Below are 17,967 nucleotides of genomic sequence, written 5' to 3' on the forward strand. Positions count from 1 at the left end.
GGAACCGTTTCGCGGTTCCGGGATTCTCGGTTGCCACAAACCATCGGCCTTTCTCAGGCAAGTCTTCGTCACGCAGGTGAGGAAAGCCCGTGCAGTTCCGCCAACAGGCCCTCGCCAAGCTCCAGTCGCCCGAAGAGCTGGACCTTCCGGTGCGTTTCGCGCGCCCCCAGGGCTGGCTGGTCCTCTCCGTCACGGTGGTCGTCATGGCCGCCGCGTCCGTGTGGGCGGTCACGGGGTCCGTCTCCTCCACGGTGAGCGCGCCCGCCATCCTCACGCACGGGGAGGGCAGTTACGTCCTGCAGAGCCCCGTCTCCGGCCAGATCACCGCGGTACTCGCCGAGGAGGGCGCCCGGCTGCCCGCCAACTCGCCTGTGCTGAAGGTCCGTACGGCCTCCGGCGACACGGTCGTCCGCTCGGTCGCCGCGGGCCGGCTCACCGCGCTCGCCGCCACGATCGGCCAGATCATCGGGACGGGCACGAACATCGCGGCCGTGGAGAAGGTCGCCCGCGCGAGCGATCCGCTGTACGCGACGGTGTACGTCCCCGCCGAGAACGCCGCCACGATTCCCGCGAACGCGGCCGTCGACCTGACCGTCCAGACGGCACCCACCCAGCAGTACGGGGTGCTGCGCGGCCATGTGAAGTCGGTGGACCGGGCTCCCCAGGCGCAGCAGCAGATCGGCGCGTTCCTCGGGGACAGCCAGCTGGGCGAGCAGTTCACCAAGAAGGGCCGGCCGGTCGCCGTCCTGGTGAGGCTGGACAAGTCGTCGGCCACGAAGAGCGGTTACGAGTGGTCGTCGGCCGACGGGCCGCCGTTCAAGCTCACCTCCATGACCCTGGCCTCGGGCTCGATCCGGCTGGCCGACCAGCGTCCCGTCGATTGGCTGCTGCCGTGAGTGCCGCACAGAACTCCCGGGCCAAGCGCCGCTCGGCCCCGCCCCGGCGCACGGTCCCCAAGGGCAGCGGCAAGTCCGTGCGTACCCCGACCGTCCTCCAGATGGAGGCCGTGGAGTGCGGCGCGGCCTCGCTCGCCATGGTCCTCGGACACTTCGGTCGGCACATCCCCCTCGAAGAGCTGCGCATCGCCTGCGGTGTCTCCCGGGACGGCTCGCGCGCGAGCAACCTCCTGAAGGCGGCGCGGAGTTACGGTCTGACGGCCAAGGGCATGCAGATGGACACGGCCGCGCTCGCCGAGGTGAACGCGCCCGCGATCCTGTTCTGGGAGTTCAACCACTACGTCGTCCTCGACGGCATGGGGCGCCGCTTCGGCCGGCGCGGGGTGTACATCAACGACCCGGGCAAGGGCCGCCGTTTCGTGCCGATGGAGGACTTCGACTCCAGCTTCACCGGAGTCGTCCTCGTCATGGAGCCGGGCCCCGACTTCGAGCGCGGCGGGCGTAAACCGGGCGTCCTGGGTGCCATGCCGGCCCGGCTGCGCGGCACTTCGGGCACGATGCCCGCCGCGATCCTGGCGAGTCTGCTGCTGGTGGCGGTGGGCGCCGCGATGCCCGCGCTCAGCCGCACCTACATCGACACGTTCCTCATCGGCGGCCAGACCTCGATGCTGGAGGTGCTGTTCGCGTCGATGGGCGCGTGCGTGGCACTGACCCTCGTACTGACCTGGCTGCAGCAGGCGAACCTGCTGCACGGCCGCATCATCTCCTCGACCCTGAGCAGCGCACGCTTCCTGCGCCATCTCCTCCGTCTCCCGGTCACCTTCTTCTCCCAGCGCAGCCCGGCCGACCTGGTCCAGCGCCTCCAGTCGAACGACTCGGTGTCCGAGACGCTGGCCCGCGACCTCTCGGCGGCGGGCGTCGACGCGGTCGTCGTCATGCTGTACGCGGTGCTCCTCTATACGTACGACCCTCAGTTGACGGCCGTCGGCATCGGGGTCGCGCTGCTGAACATCGTGGCCATGCGGGTGGTGATCCGGCTGCGGGCGACCCGTACCGCCAAACTCCGCGCGGACAACGCCCGGTTGACCAACACCGCTTATTCCGGGCTCCAGTTGATCGAGACGATGAAGGCGACCGGCGGCGAGGAGGGCTACTTCCGCAAGTGGGCCGGACAGCACGCGACCACGCTGGAGGAGCAGCAGCGGCTCGGGGTGCCGAGCGCCTGGCTGGGTGTCGTCGCACCGACGCTGGCGACGCTGAACAGTGCGCTGATCCTGTGGATCGGCGGGATGCGGGCCGTCGAGGGGCACTTGTCCGTGGGTCTGCTGGTGGCGTTCCAGGCCCTGGTCGTTCGGTTCACGGCGCCGCTGACCCGGCTGAACGGTGTGGCGGGCCGCATCCAGGACTTCGCGGCGGACGTGGCCCGGCTCAAGGACGTCGAGAACTTCCAGGCGGATCCGCTGTACAACCGGCCGGGCGGCGGCGATTCGACGCGCCGCCTGCACGGCCACGTAGAACTGCAGAACATCACCTTCGGCTACAGCCCCCTCGACAAGCCGCTCCTCTCCGGCTTCGACCTGACCGTCGGTCCAGGTCAGCAGGTGGCGCTGGTGGGCGGCTCCGGCAGCGGCAAGTCGACGGTCTCCAGGCTGATTTCGGGCCTGTACGCGCCCTGGGAGGGCGTGATCCGTATCGACGGACAGCGTCTGGACGACATTCCGCGCGGTGCGCTCGCGGCCTCCGTCTCCTTCGTCGACCAGGACGTGTTCCTGTTCGAGGGCAGCGTCCGGGACAACGTGGCGCTGTGGGACCCGTCGATCCCGGACGAGTCGGTGGTGGCGGCCCTTGAGGACGCGGCGCTGTACGACGTGGTGACGCGCAGGCCGGGCGGTATCCACAGCCGGGTCGAGCAGGACGGGCGGAACTTCTCCGGCGGACAGCGTCAACGCCTGGAGATAGCACGGGCGTTGGTGCGCAACCCCAGCATTCTCGTCCTCGACGAGGTGACCAGCGCGCTGGACGCGGAGACCGAGCAGACAGTGATCGACAACCTGCGCAAGCGCGGCTGCGCCTGTGTGGTGATCGCCCACCGGCTCTCCACGGTGCGCGACAGCGACGAGATCGTCGTGCTCCAGCACGGCACGATCGTGGAACGCGGGCGGCACGACGCCCTGGTGGCGGCCGGCGGGGCGTACGCCGAGCTGGTCAGGGAGCGATGAGATGACGACCGTTCACGAGGAAGACGTCGTCCTCACCGCGCTCGGCCAGATGGGCACGCGTTACGACCTGTCCGGGCAGACCCGGCTCGACCTCGAAGGCCCGCAGGTGCTGTGGCTGGTCGCGTCCGGCGCGCTCGACCTGTACGCGGTGGACGCCGTGGAGCAGGGCCAGTGGCACCACATCGGCCGGCTTGAGGCGGGCGCGCTGCTGCTCGGCCCGGTCACCGGACCGGAACACACGCTGGTCGCCCGCCCGGTGCGCGACTGCGTGGTGCACCGCATCGGCCTGCGCGAGCTGTACCAGACGCCGGACACCCAGACCTGGTCGTACGACGAGTACGGCAACGCCCAGTACGTGCCCCCCGCGACCAGCCCGCTGGAGTACGCCCTCGCCCTGGGCGTCGGCCGAGGCATGTCCGTCCTCTTCCAGGCGCCGATGGCCTCGGAACGGGCCGCCGCGCCGACCGACGACGACGTGTTCTGGATGCAGGTCCCGCCGGGCAGCGTGCAGTACGGATCGCTGTACGGCGCCGAGGCCGCCGCCGACCTGCTGATGGACCCCGGGGTCTGGCAGGGCATGGTCGACCAGCAGCACCGGTTGCTCACCACCCTCGACCGGTGGATCGAGCAGCTGGAGCGCCGCCACGAGACCCGTACGGCGGCCGGTATCAAGGCGGGCGAGGCCGTCCGCGCCCAGGCCGACCGGACCCTGCTGGCGTCGATCGGCAAGCAGTCGGCGAAGCGCACGACCGCCGCCGACGCGGATGCGACGTACGCGGCCTGCAAGCTGGTCGCCGGGGCGGCCGGGATCACGCTCGCCGAGCCCGCGCAGAGCGGCACCGAGAGCGACCGGCTCGACCCGGTCGAACGGATCGCGCTCGCCTCCCGTGTCCGTACCCGGGCCGTCCGGCTCGACGGCCGCTGGTGGCACGACAACGTGGGCCCGCTGGTCGGTCACCGGAGTCTGTCGGGTTCTCCGGTCGCGCTGCTGTGGCGGCGCGGCGGCTATGTGGCCGTACAGCCGTCGTCGGGGCGCGAGACGCCGGTGGAGAAAGCGAACGCGGCGGAGTTCGAGGAGCGGGCGGTGATGTTCTACCGGCCGCTGCCCGAACGCGGGATGAGCCCGCTGCGGCTGCTGCGGTTCAGCATGGGCGGCAGCCGGGGCGATGTGGTGAACCTGCTGCTGAGCAGCCTGGTGACGATCGCGATCGGCGCACTCGTGCCGGTCGCCACCGGCAAGGTGCTCGGCGAGTTCGTGCCGAAGGCGCAGACCACGCTGATCGTGCAGTTCTGTCTGGCCGTGATGATCAGCAGTGTGGTGGCGGCGGCCTTCATGCTGATGCAGAACCTCACCCTGCTCCGGATGGAGGGCCGGATCGAGGCGACGCTCCAACCGGCCGTCTGGGACCGGCTGTTGCGGCTGCCGACGAAGTTCTTTACCGAGCGCTCGACCGGTGAGCTGGCGAGTGCGGCGATGGGCATCAGCGCGATCCGCAAGCTGCTGGCGGGAGTTGCCCCGGTCGTCACCCAGTCGGTCACGGTCGCGGCGATGAACCTGGGCCTGCTCCTCTGGTACAGCGTCCCGATGGCACTGGCGGCGATCGGCATGCTGGTGGTGATCGCCGCTGTGTTCCTGGGACTTGGCCTCTGGCAGGTCCGCTGGCAGCGGCGCCTGATCGTGCTCTCCAACAAGCTGAACAACCAGGCCTTCCAGACCCTGCGTGGACTGCCCAAACTGCGGGTCGCGGCGGCCGAGAACTACGCGTACGCGGCCTGGGCGGGCGAGTTCGCGCGCAGCCGTGAGCTGCAACAGAAGGTCGGCCGCATCAAGAACCTCACCACGGTCCTCGGCGCGGTCTACCTGCCGATCTGCACGCTGCTGATGTTCATGCTGCTCGCGGGCCCGGCGCGCGGTGAGATGTCGGCGGCGGCCTTCCTCACCTTCAACACCTCGGTGACGATGCTCCTGACGTCGGTCACCCAACTGACCGGCGCCTTCGTCTCCGGGGTGGCCGCGCTCCCGCTGTACGAGGAGATCAAGCCGGTCCTTGAGGCGACCCCGGAGGTACGCGTCGCGAGCACCCGGCCCGGCGTGCTGACCGGCGCGATCGAGGCCCGCCGACTCGCCTTCCGCTACTCGGACGACGGCCCGCTCGTCCTGGACGACGTGTCCTTCCAGGTGAAGGCGGGAGAGTTTGTCGCGATCGTGGGCCCCAGCGGCTGCGGCAAGTCGACCCTGCTGCGGCTGCTGATCGGCTTCGACAAACCGGTCTCGGGCAGTGTGCTGTACGACGGCCAGGACCTGGGCGCGCTCGACCAGTCGGCCGTACGACGTCAGTGCGGTGTCGTGCTCCAGCACGCCCAGCCGATGACGGGTTCGATCCTGGACGTCATCTGCGGTACGGAGCCCTACACGCCGGAGGAGGCGATGGCCGCCGCCGCGATGGCGGGCCTCGCCGAGGACATCCAGCGGATGCCGATGGGGCTGCACACCATCGTCCAGGGCAGCGGCGCGATCTCGGGCGGCCAGCGACAGCGGCTGATGATCGCGCAGGCGCTGATCCGCAGGCCGCGCATCCTCTTCTTCGACGAGGCGACCAGCGCCCTGGACAACGAGACCCAGCGCATCGTCATCGAGAGCACGCGTGCGCTGAACGCCACCCGGATCGTGATCGCCCACCGGCTGTCGACGGTGCTCGACGCGGACCGGGTGATCGTGATGGAGGACGGCAAGGTCGCCCAGCAGGGTCCACCGGCACAACTGCTGGCGGACACGGACGGGCGGCTGCACGAGCTGGTGCGGCGGCAACTGGCGTAGGGGACCGTCAGGGTGCCTCCGGTGCGCCCCGCCACAGGTCCGGGACCTTGCCGTCGGCGGCGTACATCTGCGTCGCCAGCACTCGTACGGCCGCCGCGAAGCGGGACGGGTGGCGCAGGAACTCCATGTGGATGCCGGGGAACTCCACCCACGGGACGCCGATCCGGCGGGCGATCTCGATCGACGGCAGGGCGTAGTACGTACCCCGGTCGTCGGCGCCCGCGCCCAGGACGATGGGGAACGGGGCCGCGCGCAGCGCCTCCTCGTCGGGGTGGAAGGCGGCGAAGGCGGGCCATTCGCGGCCGAAGAGGTGGTCGGCGTTGCCCAGGAACCGTTTCCACAGGTCGGCGGGCCAGCGGTAGGAGCCCTCGCCGCGAGTCGTCTCGCCGAAGCGGCGGCCCGCCGCCGGGGCGCCGCCCGCCGCGTACAGGCCGGCCAGTTCGGCGAAGAAGCCGCGCCCGGGGTCGCCGTCGGGGAGGACGTTCACGGCGGGCGGTTCATGGGCGATCAGGCCCAACATGCACTCCGGGTGGAGCGCGGCCAGCGTCAGGCCGACGATCGCGCCGCCGCTGTTGCCGAAGACCAGGGCCCGGCCGCCCGCGAGTGCGCCGACGAGGTCGCGGGCGTCGGCGGCCTGCCGGGCCAGCTCCATCGGACCGTCATCGCCGCCCGTGCTGCGGGAGTTGCCGCGCCGGTCGTAGGTGATCACCGTGAAGGCGTCGGCGAGGCCCTCGGCGATCCCGGAGTAGTAGCCGGCGTCTCCTCCGGCGCCGCTGATCATCAACAGGGCCGGACCGACCCCGCGTACCTCGTAGTACAGCTCGGCCCCGTCGACCGTCAGCCTGCCGCTCCGCACGTCCGCACATCCTCCCTAGCGATACTTTCCCGTATCGATACTTTGCCGTTTCGATGAAAGTGGTCTAGGCTCGAAGCGTCGGGAGTACGAAACAGTTTCGTTTACGTATTCGTAACCCCCGGTCTCCATTACTCCTCTGCTCACTGTTCCCTGCCGCCTCTCCTCTTCACGAGCGACCTTCCCTGGAGTGTGCTCAGATGTCCCAGTCCCTGACCGAAGGCGCCCCGAAGGGCGTCGCGAACACCACGGACAAGGGGTCCGCCGCGCCGAACGCGCAGCGGTGGTGGATCCTCGCGATCATCGGAATCGCGCAGCTGATGGTCGTCCTCGACGCCACCATCGTGAACATCGCGCTTCCCTCCGCACAGGCCGACCTCGGCTTCTCCGACGGCAACCGGCAGTGGATCGTCACCGCGTACGCGCTGGCCTTCGCCTCCCTGCTGCTGCTCGGCGGCCGGATCGCCGACCTCTTCGGCCGCAAGCCCGCCTTCCTCATCGGTGTCGCCGGATTCGCCGGGGCCTCCGTCCTCGGCGGCGCCGCGAACGGCTTCGAGATGCTGGTCATCGCCCGTGCCCTCCAGGGTGTCTTCGGCGCGCTGCTCGCGCCCGCCGCTCTCTCCCTCCTCAACACGACCTTCACCGACGTGCGCGAAAAGGCCCGCGCGTTCAGCGTGTACGGCGCGATCGCGGGGGCCGGCGGCGCGGTGGGCCTGCTACTCGGCGGTCTGCTGACCGACGCGCTCGACTGGCGCTGGACGCTGTACGTCAACCTGATCTTCGCCGTCGTCGCGTTCGTGGGCGGCTGGATGCTGCTGAGCAACCACCGGGACGCCGCCAACTCCAAGATCGACGTCCCGGGCACCGTACTGGTCGCCGGTGGTCTCTTCTCCGTGGTCTACGGCTTCTCCAACGCCGAGACGCACGACTGGAGTTCACCGCAGACCTGGGGCTTCCTGATCGCCGGCGCTGTGCTCCTGGTGGCGTTCACCCAGTGGCAGACCCGCGCCAAGCACCCGCTGCTGCCGATGCGCGTCCTGCTCGACCGGGACCGGGGGGCGTCGTTCCTCACGGTGCTCATCTCGGGCGCGGGCATGTTCGGTGTCTTCCTCTTCCTCACCTACTACCTGCAGCTGAACCTCGGCTTCAGCCCCACCAAGACCGGCCTGGCCTTCATGCCGATGATGGCGGCCCTGATGGTCGCGGCCCAGGTGTCCACCACCAAGCTCGTGCCCCGCTTCGGCCCCAAGATCATCATCCCGCTGGGCTTCGCCCTCGGCGCGGTCGGCATGGTCTGGCTGACCGGTATCGGCGTCGGCTCGGACTTCAGCACCGCCGTCCTGCCGCAGCTGCTGGTGATCGGCGTGGGCATGGGCGTCATCATGCCGCCCGCGATGCAGCTGGCCACCAGCGGAATCGGCGCCGAGGACGCGGGAGTGGCCTCCGCGACGGTCAACACCATGCAGCAGGTGGGCGGTTCGATCGGTACGGCGCTGCTGAGCACGCTCGCCGCGAGCGCCGCGACCAACTACCTGTCCGGCCGCAACGCGAGCGACAAGCTGGTCCAGGCCCAGTCGACGATCGAGAGCTACACCACCGCCTTCTGGTGGTCGGCGGGCTTCTTCGCCGCGGGCGCGCTGATCACCTTCCTCCTGTACCGCCCCGGCGTACGGGCCCAGGACGAGAGCGCCGCCCCGGTCGTCCACATGTGACCCACCCGGGTCGTCCGGACCGAGGGGCCGCCGTCTTCAGGGAGACGGCGGCCCCTCCCGCCTGTCGTGACGTCCGCCGCGCTGCCATGGTGAAGGCATGCGCAAATCGGCGGCGGCCCTGGGCAGTTCACTCTTCCTGGCACTCGCCCCCGGCACCGTGGCGGTCCTCCTGCCGTGGTGGCTGACGGGCTGGCGTACGGGAGACTGGTGGCTGCCCATACGACTGGTGGGCCTGATCCCGCTTACGGCGGGCACGGCCGTCCTGCTGTCGGCCTTCGTCCGCTTCGCCGCCGAGGGCCTCGGCACCCCGGCCCCGGTCGCGCCCACCGAACATCTGGTCGTGGGCGGCCTCTACCGCTACGTGCGCAACCCGATGTACGTGGCGGTCGTCGCCGTCGTCGCGGGCCAGGCGCTCCTGCTCGCCCGGCCGGTCCTGTTCACGTACGGCGTCTGCGCCGGGCTGCTGATGTGGGCGTTCGCGCGCTGGTACGAGGAGCCGGCGCTGGCCGACCGGTTCGGCGCCGAGTACGAGCGTTACCGCCGGTCGGTACCGGGCTGGTGGCCGCGACCGCACCCCTGGCAGGGCGAGTGAGTGCACACCCCACGGAAACGTCAACCAATACGGCCGTAATTCACCTTGTCGAGTGAACCAGATCTTGCGGGGCGTGTGTCAGGGATGGTCACGACTCCGCCGGGGTAGCTACCGAGATCGAATGCGCCCCCTGCAGAGGTGGAGCGGCCATGACGCCGGAAGCCGAAGACCGCATCCCCGGGCCGCCCGAGCGCACGGCCCCGGACTCGTCCGGAGCCCCGCCGCCGACGGCCGGCCCGTATGCCCGTACGTACCCGAGCGGGCCGTTCACCGTGGTCGAGGTCACCGGTGAGATCGACCTGGCGACCTCGGGCTTTCTCGCCGAGCACCTGGACGCCGCGACCTCGTGCCCCGGCCCGGACGTCCTGGTCGACCTCCGGCACGTCGACTTCTTCGACTGCTCGGGCCTGCGCGAACTGTGCCGGGCGGACACCCGGGCCCGCGAACGCGGCGGACGCCTGCGTCTGGTCTCCGACACGCCCCGCCTCCACCGCCTGCTGCGCGCGGCGGGTCTGCTGCACCGTTTCCCGCCGCTCGCCCGGATCCCGGAGTAGGGCTTCCCCGTACACACGTCAAGGGCCGGTCGGCGGCCCCACACCACCGACCGGCCCCGCTGCGAGATCGCGCGGCACCCCGCGACACAGGGATCGCCCTCCCCATCCGCGAGCGTCCTGCAAGGCTCACGGGAGCGCGCGACCCCGGTCCCTAGAACGTGAAGACGGCCGTCCCGTAGGTGCTCTTCACGCACTCGTTCGCGAAGGTCCGCTCATAGGCGACCCGCTGGCCCCGCCACACGCCCTCGACGGTGACGACCACGGGGTCGTACTGCTTGGTGCACTTCACATCACTTCTCGCCTCAAGGACGCCCAGATCCCCGCCCACGGCCCGGAGTTCGGCACAGGCCTCGGACGCGGCCGGATGGGTGCCCGAGGCCGTCGGCGCACAGGTGAGGGTGACGGCGCGCTCGGGGGTGACGGCGGCCGAGACCTCACCGTGCCCCACGGTGAGCACCAGGGCCGAGGGTGCGTAGAGCCCGGCGGGCGCGGGGGCCGGAGCAGCGACGGCGGCCCCGGTGAGGGGGCCGCAGACGGCGGTGGCCGTCAGGGTCAGAGTCGCTGCCCAGCGCGCGGTGTTCGGCATTGTGTGCATCCTTCCGCTCAGTTCGAATGCGAATCGAAGGTCCAACGGTCCGCATGGGTACTCGATCCCAGCCGGTCGGGCCGGATCGGCGAGCGTGAGTCTGCCGAGTCCGGCGCCGAAACTCATCTCGACCCCATGCGTTTCGGTAACCTTGCGTATTGAATCAGTGGCGTGAAGTTACGTGATTCGAACGCCTGAAGCCCGCAACTGAGCGGTTGTTGATCGCTCGGGGCGACCGACTGGCCGGATTCACCAGCCTTTTTAATCGGCCTGAAACATTCCGGTACGGCCGGCGAAACGACTGCCGGTTCACCCGTCACCCCCATGGCACATCCATCCATGAGGGACTCGAAAGATGGATGAAACGTCCTCTGGTGCGGCCTTCGCCGGTCCCCCTACGGTCGGCAGACCACCCGAGGACGGCATCCGCCTGCGCCGCACACCCCAGCGGCGACGGCAGCCCTTCCCTCTGTCCGCGCCACAACGCGCTCCACCGCCGATCCCCCGCTGGAGCCTCCCTTGCCCTCGCCGTCCTCACAGCCCCAGTCAGCCCTCTCCCCCACCGCCGCGCCGCCGGCCCTCACCGAGGTCGAGACACACGGCGTCGAACGCATTCCCGACGCGGACCGCACCGCGACCCCGCTCGACCTGTTCCGGCTCGCCTTCGGCGGCGCCAACACGTTCTCCACCTGTGTCCTCGGCGCCTTCCCGATCCTGTTCGGCCTCTCCTTCTGGCAGGGCCTCGCGGCCACGCTCCTCGGAGTGGTCGTGGGCGCGCTGATCCTCTGCCCGATGGCGGTCTTCGGCCCGGTCAACGGCACCAACAACGCGGTCTCGTCCTCCGCACACCTGGGCGTCCACGGCCGCGTGGTGGGCTCCTTCCTCTCCCTCCTCACCGCGATCGCCTTCTTCTCCATCTCGGTGTGGAGCTCCGGCGACGCCCTGGTCGGCGGCGCCCACCGGCTGTTCGGTCTGCCGCGCGGCGATGTGACGTACGGCGTCGCCTACGCGCTCTTCGCCGGTCTGGTGCTGGCGGTGTGCGTGTACGGGTTCCGGTTCATGCTGTTCGTGAACAAGATCGCGGTGCTGTCGGCGACGGTGCTGTTCCTGGTCGGCGCGGTCGCGTTCGCCGGTGACTTCGATCCGTCGTACGCCGGTGTCTTCACGGACTCGGCGGACGCGGCGACGCAGGAGCTGTTCTGGCCGTCCTTCATCGGCGCGGCGCTGATCGTGCTGTCCAACCCGGTGTCGTTCGGCGCGTTCCTCGGCGACTGGTCGCGGTACATCCCGGCGGACACGCCACGCCGCAGGGTGATCGGCGCGGCGTTCCTGTCGCAGCTGGCGACGCTGTTGCCGTTCCTGTTCGGGCTGGCGACCGCGAGCATCATCGCGACGAAGGCTCCGGACTACGTCGATCCGGCCGCGCCCGACTTCGTGGGCGGCCTGTTGGCGATCTCGCCCGGCTGGTTCTTCCTGCCGGTGTGTCTGCTGGCGCTGATCGGCGGCATGTCGACAGGCACGACCTCCCTCTACGGGACCGGGCTCGACTTCTCGTCGGTGTTCCCCCGGCTGTCCCGGGTGCGGGCCACCGTGCTGGTCGGTGTGCTGTCGATCGTGTTCATCTTCGTGGGCCGGTTCGGGTTCGACCTCGTCCAGTCGATCTCGACGTTCGCCACGATGATCATCACCTGCACGACGCCGTGGATGGTGGTGATGATCCTGGGCTTCTACACGCGGCGCGGCTGGTACGACCCGGACGCGCTCCAGGTCTTCAACCGGCGTCAGCGGGGCGGGCGTTACTGGTTCGCGCACGGCTGGAACTGGCGGGGCATGACCGCGTGGTGGGTCTCGGCGGTGATCGGTGTGCTGTTCACCAACATCCCGGGGCAGTTCGTCGGACCGCTGGGGAATCTGGCGAACGGCATCGACATCAGCCTGCCGCTGTCCCTGGCCGTCTCCGCGGTCCTGTTCCTGACGCTGCTGCGGGTGTTTCCGGAGCCGCGGGCGGTGTATGGGCCGGAGGGGGCGCGGTTGGCTCGGACGGTGGATGTCGCGGTGCCGCCGGTGAGTGGGCCGGGGGTGGGGGTGCCTGCGGCGCTGGCGGCGGAACGGGGCTGAGGCGGCACTTTTTCGCCCCCGCCGCCCCTACCCGTTCCCATCCTCGGGGGCTGCCGCCCCCGAACCCCCGCTCCGGCCCTGAAGGGGCCTTGTCCTCAAACGCCGGACGGGCTGAAATGCCCTGGGCCCGGGCTGAAATGCCTCGGCCTGGGCTGAAAGATCAAGACCGGCCGGCACCACTCAGCCCGTCCGGCGTTTGAGGACAAAGGGGGGTCTGGGGGCGCAGCCCCCAGGGATGGGAACGGGTAGGGGCGGCGGGGGCGAGAAAACTCTCCCTACGTCGGGTTCGCGTCCACCTGGGCCGCCTCCCCCCTTGGGCCCCCTATCGACAGGGACTCGGGGCTTGCCGTGACCGTGTCCGTCAGCCAACGCTGTTCCGCCGAGCCGTCCCGGACCTTGACGACCACGTCCGCGTCCGGGTCGTCGGACGCGGGGGCCACGGCCAGGCCCTCCTCCCAGCGCGGCAGCAACTCGCCCCGCACCGTGAGGTCGTAGCGGACATCGTCCCCCCGCTCGGCCGACACCGCGGCGCAGCGGCCGAGGATCACGACACCGGCGTCGGCATGCGAGTCCAGGCACAGCTCGGGGTTGGCGACACTGCGCAACAGCCCGTCGTCCTCGTACGACCACATCTGGGTCCACGCGGTCGAGCAGGACGCGAGCCTGGTGACGGCACCGGCCGTGGCCTTCCCGCCCCGGATGTCGAGGCACAGGTCGGCGGTGACGTTGCGCAGCCGGGTCTGCCGGGCGGCGGTCGGGTTGCCGCCCGTCGCGGGCGGCGAGGAGGACACCGCCGGCGGGGTCGGCGAGGCGTCGGGCACCGGGGCGCGTCCGCCGGTCGCGCTGGACGAGGCGGCCGGGTCGGCGCCACTGCCGTCCTTCGGCCACAGGCCACTGCCCAGGACGACCGCGAGAACGACCGCCGAGGCCAGGCCCACACTCGTGAGCAGGGTCTTCCTGTTCCGGGGCACGCCCGCCACCGGGCGGCGCGGGGAGGGAATCCGGGAGAGGAGACGGCTCCGGCCGGCTCCACCGCGCTCGCCTCTGCCGCCGTGCCTGGCATGGCCCCGCGTCCGCGTGCCGGCCTCGCCGCGCCCCGGCCGGGAGTCGAGATAGCGACGGGCACCCCAGCCGAGCACCGCCTCGGCGAGCAGCGTGCCCAGGCCGCCCTCGAAATGGCTCAACTGCTCTGCGGCGTAACGGCAGTAGCGGCACTCCACCAGATGCTGCTGGACATCGGGCAGCAGTGCGCCACCGCGTCTGATGGGAACGTCGAGAAGTCGGTTGTAGAACCGGCAGTCCTTGGACGGCGCGAGTTCCCGGTGGGCGCGTACACAGCCCTCGCGGAATTGTTCGCGGGCCTGTTCGAGCGAAGCCGCCGCCGTATCCGTGTCCATGCCAAGAAGAACGGCGGGCACATTCATCGGCTCGGCTTCCACCTCGGTGTGCCACAACAGGCACTGCGCGAGTCCGGGAAGGGACTGGAACGAACGCTCCGCGAGCTTACGGTTTTCCGGCGTCATGGACTTCGCCGCGCGCATACCGCGACCGCCCGCCGGTTTCCTCAGGTCCGGGAGTACGTCGGATATGCGGTCGTCGGCGGCCCATTCCCTGACGGTGTCGCGTACGGCCACGAGGAACCGGGGGCGCAGTGCGACGGCCGACTCGGCCCGCATCACCCGCTCCAGGACCTGGTGGAACGCGGCGGCGGTGACCATCGAGGCGGCCTGGGCCGAGGTGGCGAGGCAGATGACCGCGTACTCGTGGGTCGCCTGCCAGTGCCGCGCCGTCAGAAGCGCGACGGACGGGCCGGTCTCGCCCTCCGGCCTGCTTCTGAGCTGGGCGGCGAGACTCTCGTCCGATTCCCCCGGGACCCCACCGGAGTACGGGGGGTAGGACGGACGAGGAGGGGGGGTGGGCACTGAGCGGTTTCCTTCCCACGCGCGGGTGACTCACTGCGGTTCCGGGAAACGGCCCGGCCGAGTCCGCACGAAGACCGGCGGCTTTGTGTCCCCCCGCCCCGGGCCCCGGCTGTGGCGCTGGACCGCCACCGAATCACCACCGGTGAATCGAACCCTGCCATTCCCCCTGCACAGGTAGTTCACCCTTGCACAAGTCACTCATGGCCAACAAGGCACTTGAGCAACATCCATTCATTGAAGGAAAGTCAGCAACAGCAGAAACTACCGGTGGCAGTACCGGCTTTCGGTGCTTTTCCGCGCCCCGTGTGAACCGGATGCACGCGCCGGTGCACCGCGCACGCTCCCGGCGCACGCGAAGGCGGAGTCCACTGGAACCCGGCCCTTCCTCGGAGGCCACGCGCGGGACGGCGGCTCTCCCGCGCGAAACGGCCGCCGACCCCGTTCCTCCCGCCCTCGGTCGGCGGCCCCGAGGGCGGGGCCGAAGCCACCCCCGGCAGAGACGTCTGCTCAGATCTGCCAGGAGCGCAGCCGGTCGGCCGCGCCGTAGACATCGGTCTTGCCCGAGATCAGGTCACGGGCGAGGTCGACGAGAGCGCCGTACGGCGGGTCGATGCCGACGTCGCTGACGAACATGTACGCCACGGCGGTGGCGCAGGCGAAGCGGGCGTTGGCCGACGGCAGCGGCTTGAGCAGCGCGAGGGTGTGCAGCAGCGCGGCGGCCCGCCAGGCCGGGTCGGAGTCCACGCCGAGGCGCGGCGGGTCGACCCGGTGACGGGCCACGGCGGCCACCAGGGCAGAGAAGTCGTTGACCGTGGGCTGGTCCGGCAGGACCTCTTCGTGGCGCTGGAGCAGCCAGGGCACGTCGATGTGGATGACGGGAGCCATCGGTCAGGCGACCCGTCCCCGACCCGGCGCGACCGGTTCGTCCTCGGGGAACGCGGCGGCGAACTCGTCCGCGTGGGCCGCGAAGAACCGCCGGAATTCCTCCGCGCCCTCCTGGAGGGCGCGGTGCCGGGCGATGTCGGCCGCCGCCGCCTCACGCACGAGAGCCTTCATCGACGTACCGCGCTCCTTGGCTATCTGCCGCAGGTCCTCTAGCTCGCGGTCACTGAACTCCACATTCAGAGCTGGCATGCCCCCACGGTACCGCTCCGGTACTTACCCGTAAATACCCCCAGGTCAGGCGGGTAGGGCAGTGGTACCGAGGGGGCGAGGCGGTATGGCCCGGCTATCCCTGGTCGGCCACGAAGGACGCCATCCGGGCCAGGGCGGCGTTCCAGTTGATCGTGTGCTCGTTGGTCGACCAGGACTGGATGTCGTCGATGTAGCAGAACTGGCCGACACAGCCCTGCAGTTTGCTCTGTGCGTAGGGGTCCTGAATGCTCGAGTTCGGGCCTCCGGCGAGTGTGCCGTCCGGCGGGCTCGGCAGGCTCGGGTCGAGCTGTTTGGCGTACCAACGGCTGTGCTGCTGATGGGAGTTGACCTCGCCGTAGCCCGTCACGTACGACATGTTCAGCGCGTTGCGGCCGAAGAGGTAGTCCATGCTCTGGAGCGCGCCGTCGCGGTACTTCGAGGCGCCGCCGATGTCGTACGCGGTGGCGATGACGACGGCGTTGTTGAGGATCTGGGCGTTGGAGCCCCAGTCGTACAGGTTGGCGTCGGGGGCGTAGGGCATGCCGTACGGGTGTGCCGCCAGGGTGGCCAGATAGCGGTCGGCGCCCTTGGTCACCGACTGGCGGACCTTGTCCCGGCCGGGGAGCCGGTTCGGGACGGTCGCCAGGTCGAGGCGGCCGGCCGCTGCGGTTCTGGCCCAGTCGAAGCCGAGAGGGACGAAGATGTCGGCGGTGTGGACGGGCGATGTGAGGATGTGCTGCTCGAACGCCTTCTCGCCCGTGGTCAGATACAGCTCGGCCGCCGCCCAGTAGAACTCGTCCCGCGCGTCGGTGTCGGGGTAGGCGCCGCCGCCGGTGCCGTCGTTCGGGTCGGGGTGGATGCCGGGGTGGGCGAGCGCCGCCGTCCAGGCCTTGCGGGCCACCGTGAGGGCGTGCGCGGCGAACGTACGGTCGTAGGGCCGGTAGAGCCGGGCCGCCTGGGCCGCCGTGGCCGCGAGGTTGAGGGTGGCCTCGGTGGTGGGCGGGTGCAGTTCGCGCTTCTGCGGGTCGGCGCTCGGCAGCAGCGGCAGCCCGGTCCACTGCTCGTCGTGCATCTTGTGGTGCGCCATGCCGGCGAGCGGCTGCCCGTCGGGCACCTGCATCTTCAGCAGGAACTCCAGTTCCCAGCGGGCCTCGTCCAGGACGTCCGGCACCTTGTTGCCGCTCTCCGGGATGCCGAGCGTGCCGTCACCGAGCGCGTCTCGCTGTCCCGTACGGGCGTACAGGGAACGCTCGTACGTGCTCAGCAGCTCCCACGTCGAGATACCGCCGTTGACCACGTACTTGCCGTGGTCACCGGCGTCGTACCAGCCGCCGGTGACATCGAGGGTGTAGTCACAGACGCCGGGCTGGCAAGGCACGCTGCCGTCACCCTGATTGGGCGCCACGTCGACATGACCCGCGGGGCGGGCGTAGCCGGGGCGCAGGTCGTCGCGGATCTCGATGCCGCTGCGCTGCGTGTAGTAGTACTTCAGCGAGTCCAGCCGCAGCCGGTCGTAGGCGCTCGCGTCGATGTCGAAGGGGCGGCTCGTCTCGCCGTCGGCGACCAGGGTGAGGCCGGTGGCGCGTTTGCGGTAGGCGCCGAAGTCGATCGAGTGGACGTTCTGCCCGGAGGAGGCGTCGGTGCCACGCGGCACGGTCCTGCCGTGGGCCACGGTCGTCCCGTCGGCCTTCTTCAGCCGCCAGGGCAGGGGCTGGGTGGAGGTGGTGACCAGCGTTGCGTTCTTCGGCCCGGCGGGGAGGTAGGCGACCTGGTTGACCCGTACCCGGGGTCCGGTGTCGGGTTCGTAGACCTCGGGCGGGACCCCGCCCACCAACGACACGTCGTCCATGCAGAACCGGAAGGGGTCGGCGCTGCCGCCGAGCTGGAAGCCGACCTGGCCCTGGGTGGTGTCGGTGGGTGCGGTGAATGTGTAGGTGTAGGAGTCGCCGGATGCGCTCAGTTGCGGGCTGACCTCGAAGTAGGTGTCGTAGGGGGACACCGAGAGGCCGACGATCGCCCGGACGACGTGGCCCTCGGGTGTACCGGTCGCCTTGAAGGCGAAGCGGTACGACTCGCCCTTGACGAGGGTGATGTCGTTCTGGCCGACGGCGGCGTCCCAGCGGTTGGTGGTGCCGCCGGGGATGTCGGCGCAGAGGGCGCCGTCGGTGAGGCCCGCGGTGACGTTGCTGGTCGTCCACCAGGGGGCGGTGGTGGTGTCGAAGGTGCCGTTCTTGAGCTGCTCGATCTCGTCGGCGTCGGCGGGGGTGGGCGGGAGGGTGGTGAGGGCCGCCGCTGTGAGGAGGGCGGTGAGGGTGAGCAGGGTGGTTCTGCGTCGTTTCACGTCTGGGCTCCTCGGGTGGGGTGGGTGAGAAGAGCGGCGCTTGGTGTTGCTGTGGGAGCGCTCCCAGGGGCGGACGTGGCCCATGCTGTGGGAGGTTGCACGACGCGTCAACGCTCCGAACGGGTTTTTCGCCCCCGCCGCCCCTACCCGTCCCATCCTTCTGGGGGCTGCGCCCCCAGACCCCCCTTCGTCCTCAAACGCCGGACGGGCTGGATAGTCAGC

The 17,967-nt window shown here is 70.3% G+C and carries 13 protein-coding genes; 7 read left to right on the forward strand and 6 right to left on the reverse strand.

Translation table 11 applies throughout. The features are described 5' to 3' along the window. Window positions 1-89 precede the first annotated feature (89 nt). The 3 genes from ACFYXF_RS38820 to ACFYXF_RS38830 are packed head-to-tail and all read left to right on the forward strand — an operon-like array spanning window position 90 to window position 5,933. Window positions 90-896: an HlyD family efflux transporter periplasmic adaptor subunit gene (locus ACFYXF_RS38820; protein WP_389356685.1), complete on the forward strand. Its 807-nt coding sequence runs from the start codon at window positions 90-92 to the stop codon at window positions 894-896. After that, entirely contained in the window at window positions 893-3,115 is a 2,223-nt protein-coding gene (locus tag ACFYXF_RS38825) for an NHLP family bacteriocin export ABC transporter peptidase/permease/ATPase subunit (protein WP_389356686.1), read from the forward strand. The genes ACFYXF_RS38820 and ACFYXF_RS38825 overlap by 4 nt, the downstream gene beginning before the upstream one ends. Window position 3,116: 1 nt before the next feature. Beyond that, a complete protein-coding gene (locus ACFYXF_RS38830; protein WP_389356687.1) occupies window positions 3,117-5,933 on the forward strand; it encodes an NHLP bacteriocin export ABC transporter permease/ATPase subunit in 2,817 nt (938 codons plus the stop codon). Between the two features lie 7 nt (window positions 5,934-5,940). Here ACFYXF_RS38830 and ACFYXF_RS38835 read toward each other — a convergent pair whose 3' ends face one another. Then, window positions 5,941-6,789, reverse strand: coding sequence for an alpha/beta fold hydrolase (locus tag ACFYXF_RS38835; RefSeq protein ID WP_389356688.1), 849 nt, complete (start codon window positions 6,787-6,789; stop codon window positions 5,941-5,943). Window positions 6,790-6,986: 197 nt separating this feature from the next. Between ACFYXF_RS38835 and ACFYXF_RS38840 the strand changes: the two genes are divergently transcribed. The 3 genes from ACFYXF_RS38840 (at window position 6,987) to ACFYXF_RS38850 (ending at window position 9,644) form a co-directional block, all read left to right on the forward strand. After that, window positions 6,987-8,498, forward strand: coding sequence for an MFS transporter (locus tag ACFYXF_RS38840; RefSeq protein ID WP_389356689.1), 1,512 nt, complete (start codon window positions 6,987-6,989; stop codon window positions 8,496-8,498). 97 nt (window positions 8,499-8,595) lie between these two features. Beyond that, on the forward strand, window positions 8,596-9,090 hold the full coding sequence (locus tag ACFYXF_RS38845; protein WP_389356690.1) for a methyltransferase family protein: 495 nt from the start codon (window positions 8,596-8,598) through the stop codon (window positions 9,088-9,090). A gap of 149 nt (window positions 9,091-9,239) precedes the next feature. Then, window positions 9,240-9,644, forward strand: a complete 405-nt coding sequence (locus tag ACFYXF_RS38850) for an STAS domain-containing protein (protein ID WP_389356691.1) — start codon at window positions 9,240-9,242, stop codon at window positions 9,642-9,644. 151 nt (window positions 9,645-9,795) lie between these two features. Here ACFYXF_RS38850 and ACFYXF_RS38855 read toward each other — a convergent pair whose 3' ends face one another. Then, window positions 9,796-10,230: a protease inhibitor gene (locus ACFYXF_RS38855; RefSeq protein ID WP_389356692.1), complete on the reverse strand. Its 435-nt coding sequence runs from the start codon at window positions 10,228-10,230 to the stop codon at window positions 9,796-9,798. 519 nt (window positions 10,231-10,749) lie between these two features. Here ACFYXF_RS38855 and ACFYXF_RS38860 point away from each other — a divergent pair. Beyond that, on the forward strand, window positions 10,750-12,348 hold the full coding sequence (locus ACFYXF_RS38860) for a purine-cytosine permease family protein (RefSeq protein WP_389356693.1): 1,599 nt from the start codon (window positions 10,750-10,752) through the stop codon (window positions 12,346-12,348). A gap of 275 nt (window positions 12,349-12,623) precedes the next feature. Here ACFYXF_RS38860 and ACFYXF_RS38865 read toward each other — a convergent pair whose 3' ends face one another. The 4 genes from ACFYXF_RS38865 to ACFYXF_RS38880 all read right to left on the reverse strand — a co-directional run bounded on the left by ACFYXF_RS38865 (window position 12,624) and on the right by ACFYXF_RS38880 (window position 17,745). After that, a complete protein-coding gene (locus tag ACFYXF_RS38865; protein WP_389356694.1) occupies window positions 12,624-14,270 on the reverse strand; it encodes an RICIN domain-containing protein in 1,647 nt (548 codons plus the stop codon). Between the two features lie 507 nt (window positions 14,271-14,777). Continuing rightward, complete coding sequence (locus tag ACFYXF_RS38870) at window positions 14,778-15,155, reverse strand: toxin Doc (RefSeq protein WP_053745133.1); 378 nt, start codon at window positions 15,153-15,155, stop codon at window positions 14,778-14,780. Between the two features lie 3 nt (window positions 15,156-15,158). After that, window positions 15,159-15,404, reverse strand: coding sequence for a hypothetical protein (locus ACFYXF_RS38875; RefSeq protein ID WP_235472787.1), 246 nt, complete (start codon window positions 15,402-15,404; stop codon window positions 15,159-15,161). Window positions 15,405-15,498: 94 nt separating this feature from the next. After that, window positions 15,499-17,745: a glycoside hydrolase family 9 protein gene (locus tag ACFYXF_RS38880; RefSeq protein WP_389356695.1), complete on the reverse strand. Its 2,247-nt coding sequence runs from the start codon at window positions 17,743-17,745 to the stop codon at window positions 15,499-15,501. Between the last annotated feature and the right edge of the window lie 222 nt (window positions 17,746-17,967).

It is taken from the genome of Streptomyces sp. NPDC002680 (assembly GCF_042889145.1).
Lineage (GTDB): Bacteria > Actinomycetota > Actinomycetes > Streptomycetales > Streptomycetaceae > Streptomyces > Streptomyces adonidis.

What these genes read in the sequence shown, in the direction of transcription:
- ACFYXF_RS38830 (WP_389356687.1), top strand. Translation starts at nt 3,117, where the DNA reads ATGACGACCGTTCACGAGGAAGACGTCGTCCTCACCGCGCTCGGCCAG.
- ACFYXF_RS38840 (WP_389356689.1), top strand. Translation starts at nt 6,987, where the DNA reads ATGTCCCAGTCCCTGACCGAAGGCGCCCCGAAGGGCGTCGCGAACACC.
- ACFYXF_RS38845 (WP_389356690.1), top strand. Translation starts at nt 8,596, where the DNA reads ATGCGCAAATCGGCGGCGGCCCTGGGCAGTTCACTCTTCCTGGCACTC.
- ACFYXF_RS38850 (WP_389356691.1), top strand. Translation starts at nt 9,240, where the DNA reads ATGACGCCGGAAGCCGAAGACCGCATCCCCGGGCCGCCCGAGCGCACG.
- ACFYXF_RS38855 (WP_389356692.1), bottom strand. Translation starts at nt 10,230, where the DNA reads ATGCCGAACACCGCGCGCTGGGCAGCGACTCTGACCCTGACGGCCACC.
- ACFYXF_RS38870 (WP_053745133.1), bottom strand. Translation starts at nt 15,155, where the DNA reads ATGGCTCCCGTCATCCACATCGACGTGCCCTGGCTGCTCCAGCGCCAC.
- ACFYXF_RS38875 (WP_235472787.1), bottom strand. Translation starts at nt 15,404, where the DNA reads ATGCCAGCTCTGAATGTGGAGTTCAGTGACCGCGAGCTAGAGGACCTG.